This window comes from Brevundimonas sp., assembly GCF_047617075.1.
Classification (GTDB): Bacteria; Pseudomonadota; Alphaproteobacteria; order Caulobacterales; family Caulobacteraceae; genus Brevundimonas.
Genome location: NZ_JBLGCI010000003.1, coordinates 126,974 through 153,429 on the forward strand (window position 1 = coordinate 126,974; position 26,456 = coordinate 153,429).

The window sequence follows — 26,456 nt, forward strand, 5'->3', positions numbered from 1 at the left end:
TCCTCTCGCCTCGACCGAGGCCTTGATCCGAAAACTCAGTTCAGGGTCACCCTGACCGTTCCGCGGGCGTCCGTCTGGATGCGCCGCATCAGCACAACCGGCTCGCCCGATCCGGCCCGGACCGGCGCGATGACGAACCAGCCGCCTTGGGGCAGGTTCTGGAAGGCGAAACCGCCGTCCGCGCCGCAGGTGGTGGAGCGTTCATAGGCGCGGTAGTCGGAGCTGGCCTCGCCGTCGCTGCGCGACCGCACGACGCCGGCGGGCACGGCCGCCGACTCCAGCGACTGATACAGCGTCAGGAACCGGTGCCGGGTGTAGGGAGTCTCGGGGATCAGGCCCACCGAACCGATGCAATTGAAGTCCTGACCATTCGCGCTGTAATCGACCCGGCCCTCCACAGCCGCGGCGCCGGGCTGGGTCGACCAGGCGAAGTCGGCGGCGCTGAAGGTGCTGGAAAGCCCACCTCCCCCCGCAACCGGACCGGGCGAGGGCATGGGCGCGCAGGCGGCCAGGACGGCTGCGCCCAGGGCTGCGACGGCGACGGATCTGGCGAGACTGGCGGCTTGCATGGCGAAATCCTCTCGTGACGCACGAACTCACGCGGTTCTCTTAACACATTCCCATGGTCAAGGTTGCGATGCTGCGGTGACGTTGCTGACGCTTTGCCCGACGGCGCGAACCGGATAAGCCTCTCGCCGCGGCGCCGTACAGCCGCCAAAGAAAACACGCGCTCAGGAACGACCATGGCCGTCACCGTCGACGATATCCGCGCCGCCCGCGAGCGGATCGCGGGTCAGGTGGATAGAACCCCCGTCCGCCATTCCCGCCGTCTGTCCCAGCTGACGGGGGCCGACGTCTGGGTGAAGTACGACAACCTGCATTTCACCGGCTCGTTCAAGGAGCGCGGGGCGCTGAACCGGCTGATGCAGCTGACCGAGGACGAGCGCAGGCGCGGCGTCGTGGCCGCCTCGGCCGGCAATCACGCCCAGGCGCTGGCCTATCACGGCGGTCGTCTCGGCGTGCCGGTGACCATCGTCATGCCCCACGGCACCCCCTTCGTGAAGGCGGACGGCACGCGCGCCCACGGAGCGACCGTGGTGATCGAGGGCGATGATTTCTCGGGCTCCACCCTGCACGCGAAGCAGCTTGTGGAAGACAAGGGCTATGTCTTCATCTCAGCCTTCGACGACGAGGGCATCGTGGCCGGGCAAGGGGTCTGTGCGCTGGAGTTTCTGGAGGACGCGCCGGACCTGGACGCGATCCTCATTCCTATCGGCGGCGGCGGTCTGATCGCCGGCTGCGCCATCGCCGCCAAGGCCGTGAAGCCGGACATCGAGATCATCGGGGTGGAGGCGGCAATGTATCCCTCCTTCTCCGCGCGCCGTAAGGGCGAGACCCCCAAATGCGGCGGCCAGACCATCGCCGAGGGCATCGCCATCAAGGCGGTGGGCGACATCCCCTTCGCCCTGGCCGACCCGCTGGTGGACGACGTGCTGGTGGTGGACGAAGAGGATTTCGAGAAGGCCGTGGCCTTCTACGCCACCCTGGAAAAAACCGTGGCCGAAGGCGCGGGCGCCGGCGGTCTGGCGGCGCTGCTGCGCTACCCGGAGCGGTTCAAGGGCAAGACGGTCGGCCTGGTTCTGTGCGGCGGCAATATCGACGCGCGCATGCTGGCGGTGGTGCTCAACCGCGAGATGGTGCGCGAGAAGCGGCTGGTGGTGTACCGCATCCTGGGCGACGACAGGCCGGGCATGCTGTCCAAGATGAGCGCCGTCATCGGCGGGGCCGGCGGCAACATCATCGACGTGGTGCACAACCGCCTGGCGCTGGACGTGCCGGCCAAGGGCGCGGAATTCGACATCATGGTGGAGACGCGCGACGCCCACCATGCAGATGAAATCAGAAAGGGACTTGAGAATGCCGGCTATGCGCTTCGGATGGGCTAGCCTGACGGCCGCCCTGTTGCTGGCGGCTTGCGGCGGGAACGATGCTGAAACCGGCGGCGACGACGCCCGCGTGGCCGAGGCCGCCGCCTTCATGGCGGAGAACGCGGACGCCGACGGCGTGGTGACGCTGGAGTCCGGCCTTCAGTACAAGGTGCTGAACGCCGCCCCGGATGGCGCGCCCAGCCCCGACGGCAACGATCTGGTGCGGGTGCACTACGAAGGCTCGCTGACCGACGGCACGGTGTTCGACAGCTCGTTCGAGCGGGGCAGCCCCTATGTCACCACGCCCGAACAGGTTGTGCCCGGCTGGACCGAGGCGCTGCAGCGCATGAAGGTCGGCGACGAGTGGCTGCTCTATGTGCCGCCCGAGCTGGGTTACGGCGGGCAAGGCTCCGGCCGGATCCCGCCCCATTCGGTGCTGGTGTTCCGCGTCCAGCTTCTGGACCTTGCCCCCGCGCCCGGCGGCGGCGGCTCCGGGCGCGGCTGACGCCGGCCGCTCAGGCGGGGAAGTCCAGCGCCTGACGCCACGCCTCGATGCGCGCCAGCTTGGCGTTGAATGGCGTCCAGTCGTCCCTTTCGGCGATGGCGGCCCATATGGCTTCCACCTCGTCGACAATCATCTCCTCGGGCTCGTCGGCCCGGAACGCCGCGTGTTCCAGCCGTTCGGGCCGGTCGGGCTCATGCTCGAACAGGGCGAAGCGGAAGGCGTCGAAGGCTTCGCCCTGATACAGCGCCCGGCGCGGGCCGCGCAGGGCCCGCTCGGACGACGCGAAGCCGGCGAACCAGTCGAAGAACAGCGGCTCCCACCGCATCGCCTCGCCGCCTTCGCGCAGCAGGGCCAGGACCGTGTCCACCAGACGCTGATCCGCCGCCTCGCCCAGGCTCTTCACGCCCAGCCGCATCACGAAGGCCGCCCGCAGATGCCGGATATAGGCCGGGCCGAACCCGTTCAGGGCGTCGGTCAGCGGCTCGGCGTCCGCCACCAGCCGCAAGGTTCCGCCCAGCTGGGTCAGGTTCCAGAACACCGCCTCGGGCTGGCGCGCGAAGGCGTACAGACCCGTCTGGTCGAAATAGGCGGCGGTGAAGCCGGGCTCATAGTGGGGCAGGAAGCGCCAGGGGCCGTAGTCGAAGCTCTCGCCCGTGACGTTCAGATTGTCGGTGTTCAGCACCCCGTGCACGAAGCCGGCGGCGATCCAGCGGGCGGTCAGTTTCGCAGACGCCTCCACCACCGCGGCCAGCAGGCCCGGCGCGTCGCCCTCGGCGACTTGCGGGTGATAGTGGGCCCGCACGTGCTCGATCAGGGCCTCGATCTGGTCGCGCCGCTCCAGATAGGCCGCCCGCTGGAACGTGCCGAAGCGCACATGGCTGTGGCCCAGCCGCACCAGCACCGCCGAGCGGGTCGGCGAGGGCTCGTCGTGGCGGGCCAGCTGTTCGCCGGTCTCGATCAGGCTGAAGGGTCGGCTGGCGGGCACGCCCAGCGCCTCCAGCATCAGCGGGGCCAGCACCTCGCGCACCCCGCCCTTCAGGGTCAGCCGCCCGTCAGCGCCGCGGGACCAAGGCGTCTGGCCCGATCCCTTGGTGGCCAGATCCAGCAGGCGGCCGGTCCCGGCCTCCAGCATCTGGGCCGCCAGAAAACCGCGTCCGTCGCCGATATCCGGATTGTAGGTGCGAAACTGATGACCGTGATAGCGCATGGCCACCGGGCCGGGCTGGCCGGGCAAGGGGACGAACCGGCCAAAGGCGTCGGTCCATTCGGCGTCGGTCAGGCCCGCCAGCCCCGCTGTCATCGCCGCGCGATTGTTACGGAACCGCGTTATGTGCTGAGGGAAGTCGGCCGGTTCCACGGCGTCGCCGAACTCGTCTCCCAGTTGAAAGAACGCGGGTCGGGGGCGGTAATCGTCCAGAACGGGCATGGGGGCCAGATGCGCGCACAGGGGGTGCGGCGCAAGCCTCTGTCACGAGCAACCATTGGGGGATGGGTCATGGCGCGGCGGATCACGCTGGATTTTCTGAAGACCGAGACGGCGTCCGGCTCGGTGCTGGGGTTTGCGGCCCTGGCAGCCCTGATCGCGGCCAACTCGCCGTGGGCGGCGGACTATTTCGCGGCGCTGAAGTCGTATCTGCCCATCAGCATCGGCGACTTCACCATCCGGCTGACCCTGTCGGACTGGGTCAAGGAAGGGCTGATGGCCCTGTTCTTCCTGATCGTGGGTCTGGAGATCAAGCACGAGATCCTCAAAGGGGAGCTGTCGGACCCCCGGCGTCTGGCGGCGCCGGTGCTGGCGGCGGCGGGCGGCATGATCGCTCCGGCCCTGGTCTATCTGAAGGTCGCCGAATGGATGGGCGGGCCGACCGCCGGATGGTCGATCCCCGTGGCCACGGATATCGCCTTCGCCGTGGCCGTCTTCGCCCTGGTGGCGCGAGGGCTGCCGGCGTCGCTGCGCATCTTCCTGCTGACCCTAGCCATCGTGGACGATCTGGGCGCCATCCTGATCATCGCGGCCATGTTCAGCCAGGGGGTGCAGACCGTCCCGCTGGCCTGGGCGCTGGGCGGGCTGATCGCGCTGGGCGCCCTGGCCCGGCAGGGACGGCTGGGCGCGCCCTTGTGGACCCTGGGTTTCCTGTGGGTCTGGTATTTCACGCTGCAGGCCGAACTCAGCACTTCGCTGGCGGGGGTAGCCTTCGCCTGCATCGTGCCGATCAATGCGCGGGTGGAGGGCCGGCGCAGTCCGCTCAAAAGCGCCATGGAGGTGCTGCATCCCTGGGTGGCGTTCGGCGTGCTGCCCCTGTTCGCTTTCGCAAAGGCGGGTTTTTCCTTCGCGGGGCTGTCGTTTCAGGATCTGTTGTCGCCGGTGGCGCTGGGGATCGCGGCGGGGCTGTTCCTTGGCAAGCAGGCCGGGGTGATGATCGCCACGGCGTTCACAGTGCTGACGCGACTTGGCAAGCGGCCCTCCAACGCCACCTGGGCCGAGATTTATGGCGTTTCACTGCTGTGCGGGGTCGGCTTCACCATGAGTCTGTTCATCGGCGCCCTGGCGTTTCCCGGGGCGCTCGATTCGCCGATCCAGTCGGAGGTCAAACTGGGCGTTCTCAGCGGCTCGCTGGCGTCTGCGGTCGTCGGTTCAGTGGTCCTGGCCCGCTGCTCGGCCTTCCGGCGCCGGCGCGAAAGGACGGCGAGAGCGGAGCGTTACGGCGATGAATCGCCAGAATCCCTTGCGAATATTGACCTTGCGTAACGCATTTCTGTCACTTTCGCGTCACTACGTGCAGGTTTCAGGGCGGAAATGGGGCTGGACTTATTGTCGCGATTCCACCCTTGGATTACTCGTTGACTGATGAATCCCGTGTTCCACGCAGAACCGGGATCGCAGGGACCAGGAAACGCCGCGGCGGCCATAACGGGCGCCGGGCCTACAGAGCCGGGGGTAGCTCCATGCGCTTCACTAAAATTCTCACCACGTCAGCGTCGGCCATCGCCCTGACGGCTGTCGCCGCCGGCGGCGTCGCCGCACAGGAAGTGACCTCGGTCGACGAGATCGTCGTCACCGCCCAGAAGCGGGAACAGAGCCTGCAGGACGTGCCGATCGTGGTCACGTCGCTGTCGGAACAGGTTCTTGAGGACGCGGGCGTCCGCGACATCAAGGACATGCAGATCCTGACGCCGGGTCTGACCGTGACCTCGACCACGTCCGAGACCATCACCACCGCCCGTATCCGCGGCGTGGGCACCGTGGGCGACAACCCCGGCCTGGAAAGCTCGGTGGGCGTGGTCATCGACGGCGTCTATCGCCCCCGCAACGGCGTCGGCTTCGGCGACCTGGGCGAAATGTCCCGCATCGAGGTGCTGAAGGGACCGCAGGGCACCCTGTTCGGCAAGAACACCTCGGCCGGCGTCATCAACATCATCACCGAGGCCCCGTCCTTCCAGCCCGGCTTCGAGGGCGAACTGACCGGGGGCGACTACGGCGCCTGGGGCGTCGCGGGCTCGGTCACGGGACCGCTCAGCGAGAACATCGCCGGGCGTCTGTACGTGGCGTCGCGTCAGCGCGACGGTTTCTATGACGTGGACACCGGCGACGGTCCGCGCACCCTGACCGAAGACCAGACGCAGGACTTCTGGACCGCGCGGGGCCAGCTGCTGATCCTGCCGAGCGATCTGGCCTCGATCCGACTGATCGCCGACTATTCGCGCCGCGAGGAATTCTGCTGCGTGTCGTCGCAGATCCGTGTCGGCCCGACCTTCGGCTTCATCAACGCCCTGGCCAACGGTCAGGGCCAGGCGGCTCCGGTCACCGGCAGCGGCTTCGGCCCGGCGCCAGGCTATGACTTCGTGCCCTTCTCGCGCACGGCCTATTCCAACCGCGACACCGGCCAGAACATCGAGGACTACGGCTTCTCGGCCGAGGTCAACGCCGACATCGAGGCCTGGAACGCCACCGTGACCTCCGTGACCGCTTATCGGTCGTGGGAATCCGACAACGGCATGGACATCGACTTCACCGGCGCCGACCTGCTGTACCGCAACCAGGACGGCAACTTCGGCTTCGGCATCGACACCATCAGCCAGGAACTGCGTCTGGCGGGCGCCACGGCCAACTTCGACTGGCTGATCGGCGGCTTCTACGCCAACGAAGATCTGTCGCGCGACGACAGCTATTTCCTGGGCAGCGATTACAACGCCTATCAGTCGCTCCTCTTCACCGCGACGGTTCCGGCCGCCCTGGGCGGACCGAACCCCGGCCGGATCCAGTGCTTCACCGATCCGACGGGCTTCAACCCGCTCTGCGCGGCGGGTCTGGCGCCGCCGAACGCGTTCGCGCCGACCCATATCGTCGGCCAGGGCGTGGACGACCACTATTCCCAGTCGTCGGAAACTTTCGCCATCTTCACCAACAACACCTGGCGGGTGACGGACGCGTTCGAGCTGACCCTGGGTCTGCGCTGGACCAACGACGAGAAGGATCTGCTGGTCCAGCAGGACAACATCAACGGCAACGGGTCGGCCTGCCTGGGCGCTCTGGCGAACCAGGGCTCCGCCTCGCCGACGCCCACGTCCGCGCTGGGCGCCCTGTGCCTGCCCTGGTCCAACCCCTTCTATGACAACCGGTCGGTCACCGAGAGCTTCAGCGAGGACGCGTTCAGCGGCACCTTCAAGGCGGCTTATCGTCTGAACGACAGCGTCATGTTCTACGGCTCGTACGCGCGCGGCTACAAGGGCGCGGGCTACAACCTGGATCGCGTGCAGACCGGCGTGACGCCCGACGCCTCGCTGTTCTTCCCGGCCGAAACCGTGGACAGCTGGGAACTGGGCTTCAAGTCCACCCTGTTCAACCGGTCGCTGCTGTTCAACGCGACCCTGTTCGACCAGACCTTCGAGGACTTCCAGCTCAACACCTTCCTGGGCACCGCCTTCGTGGTGGAGTCGATCCCCGAGGTGAACTCCACCGGGGTGGACATGGACATGCTGTGGTTCACGCCGGTTGACGGCCTGACCCTGAACGGCGGCCTGACCTACGCCGAAACCACCTACGGCGACTTCACCGCTGCGGATCTGGTGAACCCCGCCCGGTTCGGCCCCCTCAGCCTGCTGCCGGGCAATCAGATGTCGTTCGCGCCGGAATGGTCGGTCACGGGCGGCATGACCTATGAGCGCTCGCTGGGCGCCGGTCTGATGGGCCGCTTCAACCTGTCGGCCAAGTACACGTCGGAGTTCAACACCGGTTCGGACCTGCTGCCCGCCAAGATGCAGGAGGCCATGACCATGGTGAACGGCCGCATCGGCATCGGCTCCGAAGACGAGCGCTGGATGCTGGAGCTGTGGGGCCAGAACCTGACCGACGAGGAGTACTATCAGGTGGTGTTCAACGCGCCGCTGCAGGGGACCGCTTTCAACAGCATTCCCTACGATCCGGCCACCGACACCCAGACCTACAACGCCTTCCTGGGCGCGCCCAGGACGTGGGGCGTGACGCTGCGGGTCCGCTACTGATCCTACCCCCGTTAAACGGGGACCTGACCGGCCGGGAGAGCGATCTCCCGGCCGGTTTTCTTTTGGCTCCAGGCCGGGACATGAAAAAGGGGGACGGCTGACGCCGCCCCCCTTCGCCTTTTCAGGATGCTTGCCGGCTCAGCGCAGCGTGGCGCTGTCGAGGTTCAGCTGATCCAGCGGCAGGACCTCCACGTCCGGATAGACGGCGCGCAGATCGTCAATAAACAGCGAGGCGTCGCCGACGATGACCAGGCTGGTTCCGTCCACCCCCAGGGCCCGGCCTGCCGCCGCCTGAACTTCTTCGGGCGTGACCGCATTCACCCGGCCCGCATAGGCCGCCAGATCGCTCATGGGCAGGTCGTAGAGGGCCAGGTTGGCGACCCAGCTGCCCAGTCCGTCCACCGTCTCCAGCGACCGGCCGAAGCCGCCCACCAGCGTGGCCTGACGCGGCCCCAGTTCGGCCTCGGACGCCGGCTCGGCCGACAGCCGGGCCAGTTCGGCCATGATCAGTCCGGCGACCTCGACTGCATTTTCATTCGGCGTCTGGGTCGAGGCGGTGAAAATACCCTGATCCGCCCGTGCGCCCAGAGAGGCGCCGGCGCCGTAGGACAGCCCCCGCTTGATGCGGATTTCCTGGTTGAGGCGCGAGGAGTAGCCGCCGCCCAGCAGGTTCGTGCCCACCAGCAGCGGGTAATAGTCGGCGTCGTCCCGCTCCACGCTTCGGCGCGCGGCCACCACCGCCGCCTGACCGGCGCCGGGCTGATCGATCACCACCACGCGCGGGGCGAGCGGGGCGCCGGCGGACTCATCGACGGTCGACGCCGGGGTCGCGGGCTCGGCCCAGTCGCCGAACGCCTGCTCCGCCAAGGCCCAGGCGGCGTCGGGCGTGATATCGCCAGAGAACACCAGGGTCGCGGTGGAGGGGCGCCAGTTGGCCGTATGGAAGGCGGCCAGATCGTCGCGTGTGATGGCCGGCACCGTGGTCAGGGTGCCCGAGCCCGGCGCGCCATAGGGGGCGGCGCCGTAGATCACCCGGCCGACCGCCTGGGAGGCGATGGAGCCCGGCTCGCTCAAGGCGACCCGCAGGCCGTCAAGCGTCTGGCTCTGCTGGCGATCCAGTTCCTCGGCGGCGAAGGCGGGGTCCCGCACAAGTTCGGCCATCAGGGTCAGGGTCTGGCCGAACACGTCGGCCGGGGCGTTGGCGTAGACATTGGTGAAATCCACACCCGCGCCTGCGCCGATGGAGGCGCCCAGCTGTTCGATCTGGGTGGCGATCTCCGGCGCCGACAGACGCGACGTGCCCTGATTGATCATGGAGGCGGTCAGGGCGGCCACGCCGGCGCGGCCTTGCGGATCGTCGGCGGTCCCGGCGTCGAAGCTGAGACGGGCCGAGATCAGCGGCAGGCCGGTCGTCGGCGCCACCAGCACGCGCACGCCGTTGGCCAGGGTGCGCTCGCTGATCTGCGGGGTGGCGGGCTCCAGCGGCGCGCCCGGCTCCGGAATGGGCACGCGCTCGGCTTCGGGCGCCAGGGTGACCCGCTCGCCTGCCGGGGCCAGATCATTCAGGGTCACCGGGGCCGTCACGTTCAGCACCTGTTCGCTGGCCGGGTTGGCGTCGTCGGCGTTCAGATAGCGCACGGTGATGGTGCGCTCCGGCGTCAGATAGCGTCGCGCCACGCGCTGGACGTCGGCGGCGGTGACGGCCTGGATGGCGGCGATCTCGTTGTCGGCCGTGGCCGGGTCGCCGGTCATGATTAGGGCCCAGCCCAGGGCCGAAGCCCGCTGGTCGGTGGTTTCCCGCTCGCGCAGGGCGCCGGCCACCAGCTCGTTCTTGGCTTCGGTCAGTTCAGCGTCCGTGACCGGTTCGTCGCGGAACCGGGCCACCTCGGCCTGAATGGCGGCGATGCCCTGTTCCGGCGTGGCGTCGCCGGCCATCAGGGAATAGGCGGCCAGATAGCCCGCCTGCTGGGCGAAGTCGGGCATGGACGACGCCTGGGCGGCGATCTGCTGATCATAGACCAGCGAACGGTACATCCGCGAGGACTCGCCGGTGGACAGGATGCCGTCCAGCACCGTCAGGGCCGCCCGGTCCGGATGGTCATACGGAACCGTCGGCCACGACAGCACCACCGCCGGCAGCGGCACGTTGGGGGCGTAGAAGGTCGCCTCACGAGGTGCGGTGATGTCGGGCTCGGCCACATCATTGGCGGGCATGGGCCGGTCGGGGCGCTCGAGCGGAGCGAAATACAGGTCGATCCAGCCGTCCAGCTGGGCCTGATCGAAATTGCCCGCCACGATCAGGATGGCGTTGTCGGGCCGGTAGTAGGTTTCGTGGAAGCGCAGCACGTCATCCAGCGTCGCGGCGTCCAGATCCTCGATGGAGCCGATGCCGGGACGGCGATACGGATGCTCCTGATAGATCATCTGCGGCATGAACAGGCCGAACAGCCGACCGTAGGGCGAGGCCAGGATGCGCTGGCGGTACTCGTTCTTGACCACGTCGCGCTCGGAGATGAACGTGTCCTCGTCCACCACCAGCGAGCCCAGACGCTCGGCCTCGGCGAACAGGATGCGCTCAAGGTGATTGGCCGGCACCACCTCGTGATAGGCGGTCACGTCGTCGGCGGTGAAGGCGTTGTTGTAGCCGCCCACGTCCTCGGTCAGCCGGTCCAGGGTCTCTTCCGGCATGTTGCGGGTTGCCTTGAACAGCAGGTGCTCGAACAGGTGCGCGAAGCCCGACCGCCCCTGCGGGTCGTCCTTGGATCCGACCCGGTACCAGACCTGAACCGCCACATTGGAGGTGTTGCGGTCCTGGGCCGTATAGACCTCCATGCCGTTGTCCAGCACCCGGCGCTCAAACCCCAGCGGCGGCACCTCGACGCCGCCCGGCGTCTGGGCCACAGCGGCATTGGCGGAAGCGGCCGCCCCCTCGAAGGCGACGGCGGGCAGCGCCGCCCCCATCAGAAGCGCCGTGGCGGCGGCGGTGACGATCAGGCGGCGTTTGAACATGTGGGCTTCCCTTGCAGACCGGCGGTCACCTTAGGGCCACATGCGAACGGCCGCACCTTACCGACCTGTAATATCGGCCTTTGCAGCCCGAAACCGCCGATGATCGTTCGCCCGCCCTAATCCGCCGGCGCGGGCTCGTCCCGAAGCGGCGAGTGGTGACGGCGCTGGAAGCGTTCGATCAGATGGGCGATCAGCCACAGGGCCATGGCCCAGGCGGCGCCCAGACTCCACCCGGCGAACACGTCCGTGGCCCAGTGGGCGCCCAGATAGACGCGGCTGAGGCCCACCAGCATGGCCACGATCACCGCCATGGCCATGACCCAGGCCTTCAGACGCCGGCTGGGCAGGACGCGGGCCAGCATCACTCCCACAGTCAGATAGAACACTGTCGACAGCAGGGCGTGGCCCGACGGGAAGCTGGCGTTGAGGGTGTCCACCGCCTGATATTCCGCCGGCGGGCGTTCGCGCTCGAATATCCCCTTGAAGCCCTCGCTGAGGGCCACCCCTCCCGCCAGGCCGATGACCAGCATCAGGGCGGACAGCCGCTTTCTCTGGATCACCAGAAAGCCCACCACGGCCACCGCGAACAGGCCCAGCACCGAGATGCCGCCGAGCGAGGTGAGGTCCGCCATGGCCTCCTCCAGCCACCATGGACCCCAGGCGTGGCCGGGGTCCGCGTGGGGGCGCAGCACGTCCAGAATCATGGCGTCGAAGGCCCGACCGTCCGCCTCGGTCACGTCGTCGGCGATCTCGATGAAGGTCAGCACCCCCGCCGCCCCCACAAGCAGGGCGCTCAGAAGGGCGACCTCGCTGCGCGCCAGCGTCAGCAGACGTCCGGCGTGGCGAGTCAGTTCGGTGCGGTTGATGGAGGATAAGGCGCGCATGATGATGCTCGAACGGCCAAGCTGGCGGCGCCGTTCCTTGGCTTTTTGTGGCGCTAACGCTCGCGCCCGGGACGCTCGCTGCTTGAGCGCCCGGCTCACGGCTTCGTGAAATGTTTCGCCGATCACTTTTTTCGAACTGTCACATCCCGTTTCCGGGGAATTTCCACAGGCTGCGCGAACCGCTCCACCGATTCGACCGACAAAGCCCCGGTCAAGTGCTTTACGGGGCGTTAGGGATGTGCGCCCATACATCTAGGCGAGCGGGGTGCTTCGAACACCAGATTTAGTGTCTGGACGCGGAGCAAGGTTCCATAACCGATTTAGTTCAGGGCTAAGATGACGATGGCTGGTGGTGAAGCGTTGAAGGCGGATTTCGAACCCAAGGCGAAGGCGGCTGAGGTGGTCAATCTGGCCGCCGAGCGTCCCGCGCTGAGCGTGGTTCAGGGCATCCAGCTCGACCGCTCGCGCGATGCGCTTCTGACCGATTTCGGCAAGAAGACGCTGGAGGATCGCTACCTGCTGCCGGGCGAGTCCTATCAGGACATGTTCGCCCGCGTCGCGACGGCCTATGCCGACAACGCCGAGCACGCCCAGCGCGTCTATGACTACATGTCCAAGCTGTGGTTCATGCCGGCGACCCCGGTGCTGTCCAACGGCGGCGCCGACCGGGGCCTGCCCATCAGCTGCTTCCTGAACGCGGTGGGCGACAGCCTGGACGGCATCCAGTCGGTCTGGAACGAGAACGTGGCGCTGGCCTCCAACGGCGGCGGCATCGGCACCTACTGGGGCGGCGTCCGCTCCATCGGCGAGAAGGTCAAGGGCCAGGGCCAGACCTCGGGCATCATCCCCTTCATCCGCGTGATGGACTCCCTGACGCTGGCCATCAGCCAGGGCAGCCTGCGTCGCGGCTCGGCGGCGGTCTATCTGGACGTGCACCACCCGGAGATCGAGGAGTTCCTCGAGATCCGCAAACCTTCGGGCGACTTCAACCGCAAGTCCCTGAACCTGCACCACGGCATCAACATCACCGACGCCTTCATGGAGGCGGTGCGCGACGGCAAGACATTCGACCTGCTGTCGCCCAAGAACGGCGAAGTGATGAAGACGGTGGACGCCCGCAACCTGTGGCAGAAGATCCTGGAGATCCGCCTGCAGACCGGCGAGCCCTACCTGATCTTCTCCGACACCGTGAACAAGGCCATGCCGAAGCACCAGCAGGAGCTGGGGCTGAAGGTGAAGCAGTCGAACCTGTGCAGCGAGATCATGCTGCACACCGGCGCCGACCACCTGGGCATCGACCGCACCGCGGTGTGCTGCCTGTCCTCGGTCAACGCCGAGACCTTCATGGAATGGCGCGAGGAGCCGCTGTTCATCGAGGACCTGATGCGGTTCCTGGACAATGTGCTGGAGGACTTCATCCGCCGCGCCCCGCCGGAAATGAAGGCGGCGGTCTATTCGGCCAAGCGCGAGCGTTCGGTGGGTCTGGGCCTGATGGGCTTCCACTCGTTCCTGCAGGCCCAGGGCGTGGCGTTCGAGTCCGCCATGGCCAAGTCGTGGAACATGCGCCTGTTCAAGCACCTGCGCCGCGAGGCCGACAAGGCCAGCCGTCTGCTGGCCGAGGAGAAGGGCCCCTGCGAGGACGCGGCCGAGCGCGGCGTCATGGAGCGGTTCAGCCACAAGCTGGCCATCGCCCCCACCGCCTCCATCTCCATCATCTGCGGCGGCACCTCGGCGGGCATCGAGCCGATCCCGGCAAACATCTACACCCACAAGACCCTGTCGGGCTCCTTCGCGGTCAAGAACCCCTATCTGGAGGAAGTTCTGGAAGCCAAGGGCCTGAACACCGACGGGATCTGGAACTCGATCCTTGAGCAGGAAGGTTCGGTCCAGCACCTGGACGAGCTGACCGAGGACGAGAAGGCCATCTTCAAGACCGCCTTCGAGCTGGATCAGCGCTGGGTGGTGGAGCTGGCCGCCGACCGCACGCCGGAAATCTGCCAGGCCCAGTCGGTGAACCTGTTCATCCCCGGCGACGTGGATAAATGGGACCTGCACATGCTGCACTGGCGGGCCTGGGAACAGGGCATGAAGTCCCTGTACTACCTGCGCTCCAAGTCGGTTCAGCGCGCGTCCTTCGCCGGCTCCGCCGACAAGGCCGAGGTCGAGGTGGATCCGAACCAGCCCGACCTGTTCGCCGCCGCCCGCACCGACTACGACGAGTGCCTGGCCTGCCAGTAGGCGGGCCGTAATCACCCTGTCGTGAACCCGGTCCATCCTCCCTTGGCGCCGGGTCCGGGAACGCAGGCGCCGCACCGCACGTTGTCCGGTCAGGATACGCAAGCGGGCGAATTGGGATGACAGGGGCGGCCATGGCCGTCAGTCTGCATCCATCGTTGGCGGTAGGGAGGCCGTTGATGAAAGTGGGAGGCGGACTGTTCTGTGCGGTGACGGTCGCGGCGACGACGCTGGTCGGCGTCCCCGCGTCGGCGCAGACTCTCGGCCAGACGGCCCACCCGGTCCCCAACGCCTGGCGCAGCACAATCACCACCTTCGAGGGCGCCGGCGGCGCCGAGTTCGACGTCGCTCCGGACGCGGGGTTCGGCGGGGATTTCCAGATGGATGATCGCGCCTTCTCGCCCAACCGGGGCGGGCGCGTTGTCGAGGCCTGGCGCGACACGAACTCGGGCGCGGTGGATCGCTTGCGGCTCAGCCGGTCCGGCGACTGGCTCCGCGCAGACGGCGCGCCCCTGCCCCCCGTTCCCGGCGACCCTGCCGCGTTCGAGGGCGACGGCTATCGCCTCAGCTACACACGGGGCTGGCCCACCCGCAGCTACGATCCGGAAACCGGCCTGCAGGTGGAAGTCATTCCCCACGCCGGCTTCGGCGTGAGCGACGGGGGCGGCTCAGCGGAGGCGGGCGCCACCATCCGCATCGGATCGGGCCTGGATCGCCTGGTGCCCGAGGGCTCCAGCGCCTTCGACGAGGATCAGGCGCGCTGGTACGTCTTCGCTGCGGGATCCAGCCGGGCGGTGGGCTATAATTTCGCCCGCAACCGCGACGGAGACTTTGTGCGCTCGGGCATGAGCCACGACGCCGGGGCCTTCATCGGCGACGCCCAGGTGGGCGTGGCCTGGCGACGCGGCGACCTGCAGACGTCGTTCGGCTACGTCTATCGCGAACACAAGGTGCGTGAACTGGCCGGTCGAGACTTCGAGCGGGAACGCAGCGAGGGCGTGGTCGCCTTCCAGTTGTCTATCCGGCCGGACTGGTAGGCCCTCAGCGCGCGCCCACAGCCTCCGCCACCGAGCCGAACCCATCGGCGCGCAGTCGGTCGGCCAGATCGCGGCGGATGCGCATGACCAGACCGGGCCCTTCGTAGATCAGCGCCGAATAGATCTGCACCGCAGAGGCCCCCGCCCGGATGCGGGCGTAGGCGTCCGCGCCCGACAAGATCCCCCCGACCCCGATCAGCGCCAGCCGCCCCTGCGAAGCGCCGTGCGCCCAGCGCAGCGCCGTCAGGGCCTTGTCCTTCAAGGGCGCGCCCGACAGGCCGCCGCGCTCCCCGGCATGAATCGAGCGCAGGCTGTTCGGACGATCCAGCGTGGTGTTGGAGACGATCAGCCCGTCCACCCCGTGGGCCAGACAGGCGTCCACGATCATGGCCACCTCGGCCTCGGTCAGGTCCGGCGCGATCTTCAGGAACAGCGGCTCAGGCCCCCGCGCCTCCGCCAGCCGGCCCAGCAGATCATCCAGCGCCGCACGCCCCTGAAGATTACGCAGGCCCGGCGTGTTGGGCGACGACACATTGACGGTGAAATAGTCCGCCAGACCGCGCAGGCGAACCAGCCCCGCCACATAGTCCGCCGCCTTGTCCTCGGTATCCTTGTTGGCGCCCAGATTGGCCCCGATCACCGCCTCGCGCGGCCGCCGCTCCAGATTGCGGGCGAAGGCGTCCAGACCGGCGTTGTTGAAGCCCATGCGATTGATCACCGCCCGGTCCTCGCTCAGCCGGAACAGGCGCGGCTTCGGATTGCCCGGCTGGGCCAGCGGCGTCACCGAGCCGCACTCCACAAAGCCGAAACCCGTCCGGGCCAGCCCGTTCAGGGCCTCGCCGTTCTTGTCGAAACCGGCCGCCAACCCCACCGGATTGGGCAGGTCCAGCCCCGCAACCCGCGTGGCCAGCACAGCGTCGCGAGCCTCCACGCGCCCGCCCAGCCCGGCCTTCAGCGCGGCCAGCGCCAGCTGGTGCGCCGTCTCGGGGTCCAGCCGCCGAAGGACCGCCGCGCCGAAATCGTCCAGTCCGCTCATGCGCCGATCCTCAGGGTTCCGTCCGCGTCCACCGACGCCGGGCGCGCCGCCAGCACCCATTCGGCGCGCAGCTCGCCATAGATGTGCGGGAACAGGGCGCCGCCGCGCGACGGCTCCCAGCGGATCAGGGCCTTCAGCGGTGGATGGTCCGCGTCCAGCGTCAGGATCATCAGCCCGTCCTGTCCCGCATAGTGTTTGCCCGCCGTCTCGTGCAGCTGCTCCTCAGTGGACAGGTGAATGAACCCGTCGGCCCGGTCGACGTCCGACCCGCCCCAGGCGCCGCCGGGCGGCACGGCGGCCCATTCGCTCGCCGTCAGGATCTTGTACGCCGGGGTCACGGACGTCCCGTCCCATCCGGCGTCAGGATGCCGTCATAGCTGCAGCGACCGGCCGCATCCACCTGGAACACCGCAGCGGTGGCAGGCGCGAAGCCGATGCGCACCCGGTCCAGAATCTGCTCCGACGCCCCGCCTTCGCTCAGCAGTTCGAAGGCCAGCTGATGGACCCCCGGATTGTGCGCGATCAGGACGAGGGTATCGCAGCGGTCCTCCGCCCCCTCCACGTGACGGCGCAGGGTCATGGCGGTGGCGTTGTAGAGGGCAGCCTCGATCTCGAGCCATTCGGGCCCGGCGTCGATCCCCAGCCCTTCGGCCACCCCGGCCCAGGTCTCCCGCGTCCGCCGCGCCGCCGAGACGACGGCCAGATCGGGCGTGACGCCTCGGGCGCGCAGAGCCTGTCCGATGGAGATCGCCTCGGCCCGACCCGCCGGGCTGAGCGCGCGTTCGCGGTCGCCGCCGGTCGGCGACGAGCCCTGGGCCTGGGCATGGCGCATGAGAATGAGTTGGCGCATGACGGCGATTTAGGCGGGTTCGCCGCCCCCGTCCAATACCCGCGCGCCGCGGGTGGCCGGACGGGGCGCCAGCACGCCTTTGGCCAGGGCCGCCTCCACCGGAACCGCCGCGCCGCCGCTGACCTTTCGCGGCGCATAGGTCCGCCGCGCCGCCTCCACCAGGATCAGGCCGCAGGCGGCCGGAAACAGCGTCCGCCCCACCTGCTCGAACCCTTCCGCCGCGCCCAGCAGCAGCTTCCAGGGCGGCACGTACAGGGTCTGGGACCAGGCCAGCGGCTCCAGCTGCACATCGCCCAGAAGCTGTTCCACCTGGCCCCGGCTGAAGGGCCGTCCGTGACCGAAGGGCGTGGCCTCCGACCGCGCCCACAGCCCGCCGCGCGACGCCACTGCCAGGATGATTCGTCCGGCCGGCGACATCACCCGGACCGCCTCCGCCAGCACGGCCGGGGCGTTGTCCGCCTCCTCCAGCGCGTGGATCAGCAGCACCCGGTCGAAAGACCCCGCCGCGAATGGCAGGCGCTGGTCATCGGTCAGCAAGGTGCGGTTGCGTCCCACGGAAGGCCAGCGTTCGGCGCCCTGCCCGCCCGGCATGGCCGCCACCACGCGCCGCGCGCCCACGAACGCGCCCAGCCACGGAGTGCAATACCCCAGGCCCAGCACGTCGCAACTGGACGCCTCGCCCCAGGCGTCCTCCAGCCGACGCGCCACCAGCCGCCGCGCCAGGGCGCCGGTCGGCCGGCCATAGAAGGCTCTCAGATCATCGACGCTGCGGCGCATGGCGGCACTATAGGCTCCGCAGCCTTGTGGCTGCTAGACTCCGCCGATGCCCATCGACATCCGACAGTTTCCCTGCCTCTCCGACAACTACGGCTATCTGATCCGCGACCGCGCCACCGGACAGGCGGCCGCCGTGGACGCGCCGGACGGCTCCGCCATCCTGGCAGAACTGGCCGCATCCGGCTGGAAGCGGCTGGATCTGATTCTCAACACCCACTGGCATCCGGATCACACCCAAGGCGCCGAAATGGTCAAGGCTGAGACCGGCTGCCGCATCGTCGGTCCCGAGGAGTCCACCCGCGTCATCGCCCTGGATCAGGTGCTCTCGGACGGGGATCAGGTGGATCTGGGCGAGACGCGCTTCGACGTCATCCACACGCCGGGGCACACCCTGGGCCATATCGTCTTCATCGACCGGCGCGGCGGCGAGGCCTTCGTGGGCGACACGCTGTTCGCCTTGGGCTGCGGCCGCCTGTTCGAGGGCGCGCCCGAGCAGATGTTCGAGAGTCTGGACCGCCTCGGCGCCCTGCCGGACGACACCCGCATCTGGTGCGCCCACGAATACACCGCCGCCAACGCCCGGTTCGCCCTCAGCCTGGATGAGCCGGACGCCGGCGTGCGCGCCGATCTCGAGGCTCATGCGCGCGACATCTTCGCCCTGCGCGAGGCGGGGCAGCCCACCGTGCCCACGACGTTGGGCCGGGAAAAGCGTCTGAATCCGTTCATGAGAGCGGAAAACGCCGCCGACTTCGCCGCCGTGCGCGCCGCCAAGGACGCGTTCAAGGGCTGATCAGCGGCCGGCCAGCGCCCGCACAACCCGGGCTGAGGAGGGCCGACCGGCCGGACCCTGACGCGGGTCCACCGTAATGGTCAGGGTTCCTCCCGACAGCGCCGCGTCGCTGCGCGGACCCTCGGTGATGATGATGCGGCGCACCCGCCTGGCCTGATCGCGGAAATTGGACGCCCGCGCCATGCGGCTCAGGGCCTCCACGGCGGCGAAGGCGGCCTCGGCCACCAGGGTCTCGGAACCCGGCGTGATCTCTTCGGCCTGAAACACCACCAGGTGGCCGACCGCCCGGCTCGCCACATCGCTCTGGCGGACCATGTAGTTGACCAGCTGGATGGGCGACAGCGCCGGCCGGCGCAGGCTCTGGCCAGGTCCCTCCAGCGAGGCCGGCTCGCCGCTGGGCGCCCGCGAGGTGTAGAGGGTCAACCCGCCGGACGGGGTCGAACGCAGCACCACGTCGCCCTGATCGTTGCGATAGACGATGTCCCCGCGCGGCGCGGGCATGGGCCGCAGAACCCAGACTTCGCTATTGTCGCCGAACCGCACCAGAGGCCGCGACCCCGATTGATCGAGCGTGAAGGCGGCGCCGCTGTCGGTGACATACCGGCCAGGTTCCGGCAGGGCGCGGTACGGACGGTCGCGCAGGGTCCGGCTCTGTTCCGCCTGCGCGTTGCTCTCCACCTGCGCCATGGCCCGAGGCGCATCGGCCAGCATGAGGCCTGCGACGCACGCAAGAGCGAGCGTCGCGGACGGCGCCAGGCTGGACCGGGTTTCAGCGAACATCGTCAATCAGATGACTCGTCGCGAAGGCGGATTTTGGGCGCGGCCGTGTCAGCCGACCAGATACTGACCGCCGTTCAGGGAAAGGGTGCACCCTGTGACATATCCGGCACGTTCGCCGGACAGCCAGGACACCATGTCCGCGATTTCCTCGCCTTTTCCGAGCCTTCCCACCGGAATCTGGGCCACGATGCTCTCTAGAACCTTGGGATCCATGGCGCCCACCATCTCGGTGTCGATATAGCCCGGCGCGATGCAGTTCACAGTCACGCCCTTGCGCGCGTTCTCCAGCGCCAGGGCCTTGGTGAAGCCGATCATGCCCGCCTTGGCGGCGGAATAGTTGGTCTGGCCGATCTGGCCCTTCTGCCCGTTGATGGAGCTGATGTTGACGATGCGGCCGAAACCCCGGTCGCGCATGCCGCCGATGACCTGGCGGGTCATGTTGAACACGCTGTCCATGTTCACCCGGATCACGTCGGACCACTGGTCCGGGGTCATCTTGTGAAAGAAGCCGTCGCGGGTGATGCCGGCGTTGTTGATGAGGACGTCCACCGGCCCCAGTTCGGCCTCAACCTCCTTAACCGCCCGTTCGCAATCTTCGAACGATCCCACATTGCCCTTGACCACCATGACGCCCAGCTCTGCGGCGGTGGCCTCGGCGGCGGCCGTGTTGCCCGAATATCCGGCAGCGACCCTGTAGCCGTCCTCGTTCAGGCGCTGAACGATCGCCTTGCCGATTCCACGGGTCCCCCCGGTGACCATGGCCACTCGCGTCATATTGCGTTTCCCTATGTCCCTTGGCCGTCCTGAAGGCGGGCGGCTCATGATTGTTGTAACGCGCCCTTCCGGGCCGGTGAAGGCGCTCAGTCGGCGCGGCGCAGACGCACCAGCTGTCCGTTGGCGTCGTCGGTGATCACGTAGACCGCGCCGTCGGCGCCCACGGCCACGTCACGGATGCGGGCGCCCAGACCGGTCAGCAGGCGCTCCTCGCCCACCACCCGCTCGCCATCCAGCACCAGCCGCGCCAGATGCTGTCCGCCAAGACCCGACACCAGCAGGTTTCCGTTCCAGTCGGGGAACATGTCGCCGCGATAGAAAACGGCGCCGCCCGGCGCGATCACGGGATCCCAGTAATAGATCGGCTGCACCGTATCCGGGGCGGTGGTGTTTCCCTCGCCGATGGCGCCGCCGCGATATTCGATGCCGTAGGCCGCGATGGGCCAGCCATAGTTCTGGCCGGCGCGGGCGATGTTCACCTCGTCGCCGCCGCGCGCGCCGTGTTCGATGGCCCACAGCTCGCCCGTCTCCGGGTGCAGGGCGGCGCCCTGGACGTTGCGATGACCCCAGGACCAGATCTCGGGCAGGGCGCCGTCCTGATCCACGAACGGATTGTCCGCCGGAACCGAGCCGTCGGCGTTGATGCGCACGATCTTGCCGAAGTGCGACCCCAGATCCTGAGCCTGCGGCCGCGTCTCCAGATCCGACCGCTCGCCCAAGGTCACATAGAGCCGTCCCTGCGGGTCGAACACGATGCGCGAGCCGTAGTGCATGAAGTTGTCGTAGGTGGGCATGGCGCTGAAGATCGTCTCGACATTCTCCAGCCGCGCGCCGTCCTCGCTCAGGCGCCCGCGCGCCACCGCCGTGCCGTTGCCGCCCTGACGGGGTTCGGAAAAGCTCATGTAAACGAGGCGGTCGCTGGCGAAGTCGGGGCTCAGCTCCACGTCCAGAAGGCCCGCCTGGCGCTCCGACACCACCTCGGGCACGCCCGAGATCGGATCGCCGACCTCGCCCTCGGCGCTGACCATGCGCAGGGTTCCCGGTTTCTCGGTGACGAGGAACCCGCCACCCGGCACAGAAACCAGCCCCCACGGGCTTTCCAGTCCCTCGGCGACGGTCTCGCTGGTCATCTGGACCGTGGTCTGCACGCCCGGTGCGCGGGTCTGGCCCTCGAAGGCCGGCTGCTGGTTGGGGGCGTTCGCCTCGTTCGTCTCGACCGGCGCACCGGCCGTCTGCGTGGCGGCGGCGGTCTCGCCCTCGCCGCCGCATGCTGCGACCAGGGCGAAGACGGATACGGCGGCGGTCAGGGCGGACAGGCGCATGGCGAAACTCCCGAAAAATGTGTCTTGAGGCAACGCGATGGAACCGTTGCCGTTCCGGTGACAGAACCGCGCATGGCCCGGCGATGCAAGGGCCGCCCGGTCAACCGGTCGGATATCGGGCGCGCATGGTCGCCACGGACCATTCGCAGAGGTCCCGCAACACGCCCATGTCCACGTCTTCCAGCCGATTGATGTAGAGGCATGAGACGCTGGTGTTCACCTTGCCGATACGGGCCATGAGGTCGGGCCGCTCGGTGAATCCCGGCATGATGTAGACGCTCAGGTTCGCCTTGCGCGGGGACAGGCCGATGATGGGCCAGTCGGCGGGCTTGTTCGTCGTGTTCACATAGGTGTACCGGCCGAAACCGATGATCGACGGCCCCCACATCACCGGCTTTTCGCCCGTGATCTCGCCCAGCATGGCGCAGACCGCCCGCGCATCCTCGCGGCGGCGCGCGTTCTGCACCCCATTGATGAAATCCTCCACCGAGGCGTCTGTGGGACGGGTCTTCAGTTCGGACATGGCCTCAGAATGCTAGACGGCGAGCCGTTCGACAATGAAGGCCGGGTCCGCGCGGACATGCGCGATGGAGACGGACGTGCCGCCCTTGCCGGATTCGACCTTCACCGACGCATGCAGTTGCTGCGCCAGAGCCTCGACGATGCTGGTGCCCAGACCCGGCGTCGCGTCGGCCGGGTTCGTCGGCATCCCCACCCCGTCATCCCGCACCGACAGGATCCAGCCTTGTGGATTGGAGCCATAGGTCACAACAATCCTGCCCCCGCGTCCGCCCGGATAGGCGTGTTTCAGCGCATTGATGACCAGCTCGGTGACGATCAGCCCCAGACTGACGGAAACGTCCCCGCTGGTGGCGCTGCCGTCGCTGACCACTTCCAGCGTCAAGCGTTCGGGGTCGTGGATCATGGAGGCGCCGATGCTACTGCACAGCTGGGTCAGATAGCGCCGGATATCCACGTCGCCCAGCTGCGAGACGGCCAGCTGCTGCTGCAGGGTGGCGATGGACATCACCCGGCTGTGGGCGTCGTGCAGATGCAGCCGGGTTTCCTCTGACTGCACCTTTCGCGCGTTCTGCATCAGCACGCTGGCTATGATCTGCAGGCTGTTGGCCACGCGGTGCTGAACCTCCTGGAGAAGGATGGCTTTTTCCCGCACCAGATTGTCCTTGAGCCTGTCGGCGGCGCGGACGTCGGTGACATCGGTGACCGCCACCAGCAAGCGTATGACGTCCTCGTCCGTGACCAGCCGCCGGGCGCTGACGACCAGGCAGCGCGGGCCGCGATCCGGGATGTCCAGGGTCATCTCATAGGCGTTCACCGCCACGTCGCTGCGGACGGTGGCCGCCAGCAGGACCTGAAGCTGGGGTGAGCGCCATTCGCCGTCGCCCAGACTGGACATCAGCGCGCCGGCGACCGCGCTCCGGTCCAGCCCGAAAGCTTCGCAGAATGAGGTGCTGGCGGCGATGACGGTCAGGTCGGCGTCCAGCAGGATGACCGGCGCCTGCGAGGCTTTGATGACGGCCAACCCCAGGCTGAGCGGACCTTCTTGATGTTGGAGCGTGTGGGCAGCCATGGCTGTCCCTTTCCCCGCGTTCGGAGGCTCGCGAAGCGAAAGCCTTCCCCGGACGGGTTCGACGCAAGGCGTCGGCGCCAGCGCCTCTTAAGCCGTCAAGCTTAGCACGTATCCGCGATCGGCGGAGCTTAATCGCGCGGCAAGCAGGCTTCGCGGCCCGCCACCGTTCCCGGCGCCGTCGTAACGGGGTTGTGGATACGGCACTGCGGATTGGCGCCCTGTGGGGATTGCCATAGAGTCGCCCTCCAGCGGCGAGAAGGGTCGTCATGGTCGCGCGGACACAACGCGCGATGAATCCGCAATGAGGCCCGAGAACGGCTAGCCGACGTGTTCAACCTGCTTCCCACATCGCCCGGCGCTGAACCGCTCAGACAGGCCGTCCTGGCCTGCCGAACCTATCTGATCGGCGCGGCGGTGTTCAGCGCGCTGGTGAACCTGCTGTACCTCACGCCCACGCTCTACATGCTCCAGGTCTATGATCGGGTCGTGCCGACCGGCGGCCTGGCCACCCTGGTCATGATCAGCGCCGTTGCGCTGTTCGCCCTGGCCGCCCTGGCGGTTCTGGACTGGTTGAGGGTGCGCATCCTGCTGCGCGCCGGACTGAAACTGGACCAGGAACTGACCAGCCGCATCCTGGCGCGCACCGTGGACATGAAGGGTCGAACTCCCAATGTTCATGTCCTGCGCGAATTCGATCACGTGCGGACGGCCCTGAGCGGTCAGGGCACGCTGGCGGTGCTGGACGCGCCCTGGACGCCGGTCTTCCTGATGTGCTGCTTCCTGCTGCACTGGTCCATCGGCATGCTGACCCTGTTCGGGGGACTGATGCTGTTCCTCCTGGCCTGGCTCAACGAGCGCGACACCCGCGAGCGCATTCGTCAGGCGACGGATTCCGCCGGAGCCTCCTATGCGGCGCAGGAAACCCTGGCGGCCCAGGCGGAGGTGGTGCGCGCCCTCGGCATGCGCGCCAACAGCATCGCGCGGCAGGCGCAGGAGCGTCGCCAGGCCGTCCAGCAGCAGGCCGACGCCAATCTGGCCGGGGGACGCTACACCGGCGCCATCAAATTCGTGCGGCTGACCCTGCAATCCGCGGCCCTCGGTCTGGCGGGGTTTCTGGTGATCCGCGGACAGATGACCCCCGGCGCCATAATCGCCTCATCCGTCCTGCTGAGCCGCGCGGTGGCGCCCATCGAGCAATTGGTCGGCGCCTGGCCCGGTCTGGTGAAGGCCCATGCGGGATGGCGGCGCCTCATTGAACTGTTCGAGGCCACGGCCGATGCGGACCGAAGCCGTACGGGCCTGCCTGCCCCCAAGGGACAGCTGAGCGTCGAATCCGTCGCCGTTCGACTGACCGACGGCGGCCCGCCGCAGATCAAGGGCGCGTCGCTGTCTCTCGAACCCGGGCAGACCCTGGGGGTAATCGGGGCCAGCGGTTCAGGCAAGACAACCCTGGCGCGGGTCATTGCCGGGGCGTTGCCGCCGACGCTCGGCGCCGTTCGCCTGGACGGCGCGGATTACACGGCCTGGGACAGTGACGCGCTGGCCCGGCACATCGGCTATCTGCCGCAGACCCCCAGTCTGTTCGCCGGCAGCGTGCGGGACAATATTTCGCGTTTCGCCGCGGCCACGGGCGCGTCTCCGGAAGTGATCGACAACGCCGTGGTCGAGGCCGCCAGGGCCGCCGGCGCCCACGGCATGATCCAGCGGCTGCCCAAGGGTTATGACACCGAACTGGGCGCCTTCGGAGCGGGCCTTTCCGCGGGACAGGCCCAGCGGGTGGCGTTGGCGCGAGCCCTGTACGGCGATCCGGTCCTGCTGGTGCTGGACGAACCGAATTCCAACCTGGATCAGGACGGCGAGGCAGCCCTGATGACGGCGGTGCTGGCGGCTGCAAAGCGGGGCGCGGCTGTCGTGATCGTCGCGCATCGGGCCGGCGTGCTTTCACGCGTTGATCGCCTGCTGGTGCTCAAGGACGGCGCGATTCAGACCGAGGGGCCGCGAGAAGAGGTGCTGGCCCGCATCAGAAGCGGGACCCGCGCACCGGCGCGGGACACGGCCGGCAGATGACCAACACAACGGCCCCTTCCCCCGAAGCGCATCAGGTGAGCGCGTCCCCCCGGTTCGAACTCTGGCTGGGCGGCGCGGTGATTCTGGCCTTTTTCGGCTTGTTCCTGGGCTGGGCCGCGTTCGCGCCCCTGGACGCGGGCGCCTATGCGCCCGGGCAGGTGGCGGTCTCCGGCAATCGGCAGGCGGTGCAGCATCCGGACGGCGGCGTGGTCGGCGCCCTGCACGTGGCCGAGGGAGACCGGGTGGCGCGCGGACAGGTTCTTCTTGAGCTCAACGCCGGGAATTTGCGCTCGGTGGAGCGCGGCGTGGCGGGGCAGGTTTACGCCCTTCTGGCCCAGAGAGCGCGCATGATCGCGGAGCGGGACCGGCTGCGCGTGATCCCGACGCCCGAGGAGTTCTCGGCCCTTTCGGGAGCCGATCTCACCCTGGCGCAGGAGGCGCTGAGACTGCAGCAACGCCAGTTTTCCGCACGGGCGGCCGGCCGCTCCACCGAGAGCGGCGTCCTGCGTCAGAGGATCAGCCAGCTTGAAGACCGTATGGGGGGCCATGAGAGACAGCTGGAGTCCAATCGTGAACAGCAGCGCCTCATCCAGGAGGAGCTTGCGGGCATGCGCTCCCTGGCGGATCAGGGCTATGCGCCGCTCAATCGGGTCAGGGCGCTGGAACGCACCGCCGCGTCTCTGCAGGGCGAGGAAGGCGCCCTGATCGCCCAGATCGCGGCGGCGCGCGAGCAAATCGGCGAGACACGTCTGCAGATGCTGGGCGTGAATACGCAGCTGGACGAGGATGTAACCGAGCAGCTGCGCCAGGTGGAGGTCCAGCTGAACGAACTTCGGCCGCGGCTGGAGGATCTGCGCGCCCAGATCGACCGCACCCAGGTGCGCAGCCCCGCGACCGGCCAGGTGGTCGGCCTCAGCGTCTTCACCACCGGCGGCGTGGTCCAGCCCGGTCAGGTGCTGATGGAAGTGGTGCCGGCCGACGCGTCACAGGTGCTGCTGGCCAAGGTTGATCCCGCCGACATCGACAGCGTTCGCGTCGGGCTCGAAACGGAGGTTCGCTTCCCCGGTTTGCGCGAAGATGTGCCGCCGATCGTGCGCGGTCGTGTGACCAACGTCTCCGCCGACAGCTTCGTCGACGAGCAGTCCGGCCTCAGCCATTTCCGGATCGAGGTGGTGGTTCCCCCCGAGCAACTGGCCCTGCTGGGGCCGTCGGCGCGAGGCATCCGGCCGGGCATGCCGGTGGAAGTCGTGATTCTGCTGCGGAAACGAACGGCCCTGTCCTATCTGGTCGAGCCCCTGACCCGGAACCTGTGGCGGTCCGGCAGTCAGCAGTAGCGTGCGTCTCGCATTATGCTGGACCGAAATTTGAG

General features: G+C 68.2%; 22 protein-coding genes. 9 read left to right on the forward strand and 13 right to left on the reverse strand.

The window, feature by feature from the left end; translation table 11 throughout:
• Positions 1-35: 35 nt before the first annotated feature.
• Entirely contained in the window at positions 36-569 is a 534-nt protein-coding gene (locus ACI8U3_RS04180) for a hypothetical protein (protein ID WP_415013608.1), read from the reverse strand.
• A gap of 174 nt (positions 570-743) precedes the next feature.
• On the opposite strand from ACI8U3_RS04180, the gene ACI8U3_RS04185 reads away from it, so the two are divergent.
• Complete coding sequence (locus tag ACI8U3_RS04185) at positions 744-1,946, forward strand: threonine ammonia-lyase (RefSeq protein ID WP_415013609.1); 1,203 nt, start codon at positions 744-746, stop codon at positions 1,944-1,946.
• Complete coding sequence (locus ACI8U3_RS04190) at positions 1,927-2,433, forward strand: FKBP-type peptidyl-prolyl cis-trans isomerase (protein ID WP_415013610.1); 507 nt, start codon at positions 1,927-1,929, stop codon at positions 2,431-2,433. The genes ACI8U3_RS04185 and ACI8U3_RS04190 overlap by 20 nt, the downstream gene beginning before the upstream one ends.
• Positions 2,434-2,443: 10 nt before the next feature.
• On the opposite strand, the gene ACI8U3_RS04195 is transcribed toward ACI8U3_RS04190, so the two are convergent.
• Positions 2,444-3,859, reverse strand: a complete 1,416-nt coding sequence (locus ACI8U3_RS04195) for a protein adenylyltransferase SelO family protein (RefSeq protein WP_415013611.1) — start codon at positions 3,857-3,859, stop codon at positions 2,444-2,446.
• 69 nt (positions 3,860-3,928) lie between these two features.
• On the opposite strand from ACI8U3_RS04195, the gene nhaA reads away from it, so the two are divergent.
• On the forward strand, positions 3,929-5,182 hold the full coding sequence (gene nhaA / locus ACI8U3_RS04200; RefSeq protein ID WP_415013612.1) for a Na+/H+ antiporter NhaA: 1,254 nt from the start codon (positions 3,929-3,931) through the stop codon (positions 5,180-5,182).
• 197 nt (positions 5,183-5,379) lie between these two features.
• Complete coding sequence (locus tag ACI8U3_RS04205) at positions 5,380-7,935, forward strand: TonB-dependent receptor (RefSeq protein ID WP_415013613.1); 2,556 nt, start codon at positions 5,380-5,382, stop codon at positions 7,933-7,935.
• A 138-nt stretch (positions 7,936-8,073) separates the two neighbouring features.
• On the opposite strand, the gene ACI8U3_RS04210 is transcribed toward ACI8U3_RS04205, so the two are convergent.
• Both ACI8U3_RS04210 and ACI8U3_RS04215 read right to left on the reverse strand, forming a co-directional pair.
• Positions 8,074-10,944, reverse strand: a complete 2,871-nt coding sequence (locus ACI8U3_RS04210) for a M16 family metallopeptidase (protein ID WP_415013614.1) — start codon at positions 10,942-10,944, stop codon at positions 8,074-8,076.
• 116 nt (positions 10,945-11,060) lie between these two features.
• Positions 11,061-11,828, reverse strand: coding sequence for a phosphatase PAP2 family protein (locus ACI8U3_RS04215; protein WP_415013615.1), 768 nt, complete (start codon positions 11,826-11,828; stop codon positions 11,061-11,063).
• A gap of 336 nt (positions 11,829-12,164) precedes the next feature.
• Here ACI8U3_RS04215 and ACI8U3_RS04220 point away from each other — a divergent pair, with 336 nt between their 5' ends.
• Both ACI8U3_RS04220 and ACI8U3_RS04225 read left to right on the forward strand, forming a co-directional pair.
• The gene (locus ACI8U3_RS04220) at positions 12,165-14,066 is read left to right on the forward strand and encodes a ribonucleoside-diphosphate reductase subunit alpha (protein ID WP_415013616.1); all 1,902 of its coding nucleotides are present in this window, start codon (positions 12,165-12,167) and stop codon (positions 14,064-14,066) included.
• A 176-nt stretch (positions 14,067-14,242) separates the two neighbouring features.
• Complete coding sequence (locus ACI8U3_RS04225; RefSeq protein ID WP_415013617.1) at positions 14,243-15,100, forward strand: lipid A-modifier LpxR family protein; 858 nt, start codon at positions 14,243-14,245, stop codon at positions 15,098-15,100.
• Positions 15,101-15,104: 4 nt separating this feature from the next.
• Here the strand turns inward: ACI8U3_RS04225 and ACI8U3_RS04230 are convergent, their stop codons facing one another.
• From ACI8U3_RS04230 to ACI8U3_RS04245, 4 genes are read right to left on the reverse strand one after another with little or no spacing between them, the layout of a single operon-like run.
• The gene (locus ACI8U3_RS04230; RefSeq protein ID WP_415013618.1) at positions 15,105-16,136 is read right to left on the reverse strand and encodes a quinone-dependent dihydroorotate dehydrogenase; all 1,032 of its coding nucleotides are present in this window, start codon (positions 16,134-16,136) and stop codon (positions 15,105-15,107) included.
• Positions 16,133-16,474, reverse strand: a complete 342-nt coding sequence (locus tag ACI8U3_RS04235) for a DUF952 domain-containing protein (protein WP_415013619.1) — start codon at positions 16,472-16,474, stop codon at positions 16,133-16,135. Before ACI8U3_RS04235 ends, ACI8U3_RS04230 begins: the two co-directional genes overlap by 4 nt.
• Positions 16,471-16,986: a SixA phosphatase family protein gene (locus ACI8U3_RS04240; protein ID WP_415013620.1), complete on the reverse strand. Its 516-nt coding sequence runs from the start codon at positions 16,984-16,986 to the stop codon at positions 16,471-16,473. The genes ACI8U3_RS04235 and ACI8U3_RS04240 overlap by 4 nt, the downstream gene beginning before the upstream one ends.
• A gap of 9 nt (positions 16,987-16,995) precedes the next feature.
• Entirely contained in the window at positions 16,996-17,763 is a 768-nt protein-coding gene (locus ACI8U3_RS04245) for a class I SAM-dependent methyltransferase (RefSeq protein ID WP_415013621.1), read from the reverse strand.
• 46 nt (positions 17,764-17,809) lie between these two features.
• Here ACI8U3_RS04245 and gloB point away from each other — a divergent pair, with 46 nt between their 5' ends.
• Positions 17,810-18,553, forward strand: coding sequence for a hydroxyacylglutathione hydrolase (gloB, locus tag ACI8U3_RS04250; RefSeq protein ID WP_415013622.1), 744 nt, complete (start codon positions 17,810-17,812; stop codon positions 18,551-18,553).
• Here the strand turns inward: gloB and ACI8U3_RS04255 are convergent, their stop codons facing one another.
• The 5 genes from ACI8U3_RS04255 to ACI8U3_RS04275 form a co-directional block, all read right to left on the reverse strand.
• Complete coding sequence (locus tag ACI8U3_RS04255; RefSeq protein ID WP_415013623.1) at positions 18,554-19,333, reverse strand: DUF4908 domain-containing protein; 780 nt, start codon at positions 19,331-19,333, stop codon at positions 18,554-18,556.
• 48 nt (positions 19,334-19,381) lie between these two features.
• Entirely contained in the window at positions 19,382-20,107 is a 726-nt protein-coding gene (gene phbB, locus ACI8U3_RS04260; protein WP_415013624.1) for an acetoacetyl-CoA reductase, read from the reverse strand.
• Between the two features lie 86 nt (positions 20,108-20,193).
• Positions 20,194-21,429, reverse strand: a complete 1,236-nt coding sequence (locus tag ACI8U3_RS04265) for a PQQ-dependent sugar dehydrogenase (protein ID WP_415013625.1) — start codon at positions 21,427-21,429, stop codon at positions 20,194-20,196.
• 100 nt (positions 21,430-21,529) lie between these two features.
• Positions 21,530-21,952 (reverse strand): DUF1801 domain-containing protein, encoded by a 423-nt coding sequence (locus tag ACI8U3_RS04270; protein ID WP_415013626.1) that lies wholly within the window; start codon positions 21,950-21,952, stop codon positions 21,530-21,532.
• A 12-nt stretch (positions 21,953-21,964) separates the two neighbouring features.
• Positions 21,965-23,020 carry a sensor histidine kinase gene (locus ACI8U3_RS04275; RefSeq protein WP_415013627.1) on the reverse strand — a complete coding sequence of 352 codons (1,056 nt, stop codon included), beginning with the start codon at positions 23,018-23,020 and terminating at the stop codon, positions 21,965-21,967.
• A gap of 327 nt (positions 23,021-23,347) precedes the next feature.
• On the opposite strand from ACI8U3_RS04275, the gene ACI8U3_RS04280 reads away from it, so the two are divergent.
• Both ACI8U3_RS04280 and ACI8U3_RS04285 read left to right on the forward strand, forming a co-directional pair.
• Positions 23,348-25,087: a type I secretion system permease/ATPase gene (locus ACI8U3_RS04280; protein ID WP_415013628.1), complete on the forward strand. Its 1,740-nt coding sequence runs from the start codon at positions 23,348-23,350 to the stop codon at positions 25,085-25,087.
• 35 nt (positions 25,088-25,122) lie between these two features.
• The gene (locus tag ACI8U3_RS04285; RefSeq protein WP_415013629.1) at positions 25,123-26,421 is read left to right on the forward strand and encodes an HlyD family type I secretion periplasmic adaptor subunit; all 1,299 of its coding nucleotides are present in this window, start codon (positions 25,123-25,125) and stop codon (positions 26,419-26,421) included.
• Positions 26,422-26,456 lie beyond the last annotated feature (35 nt).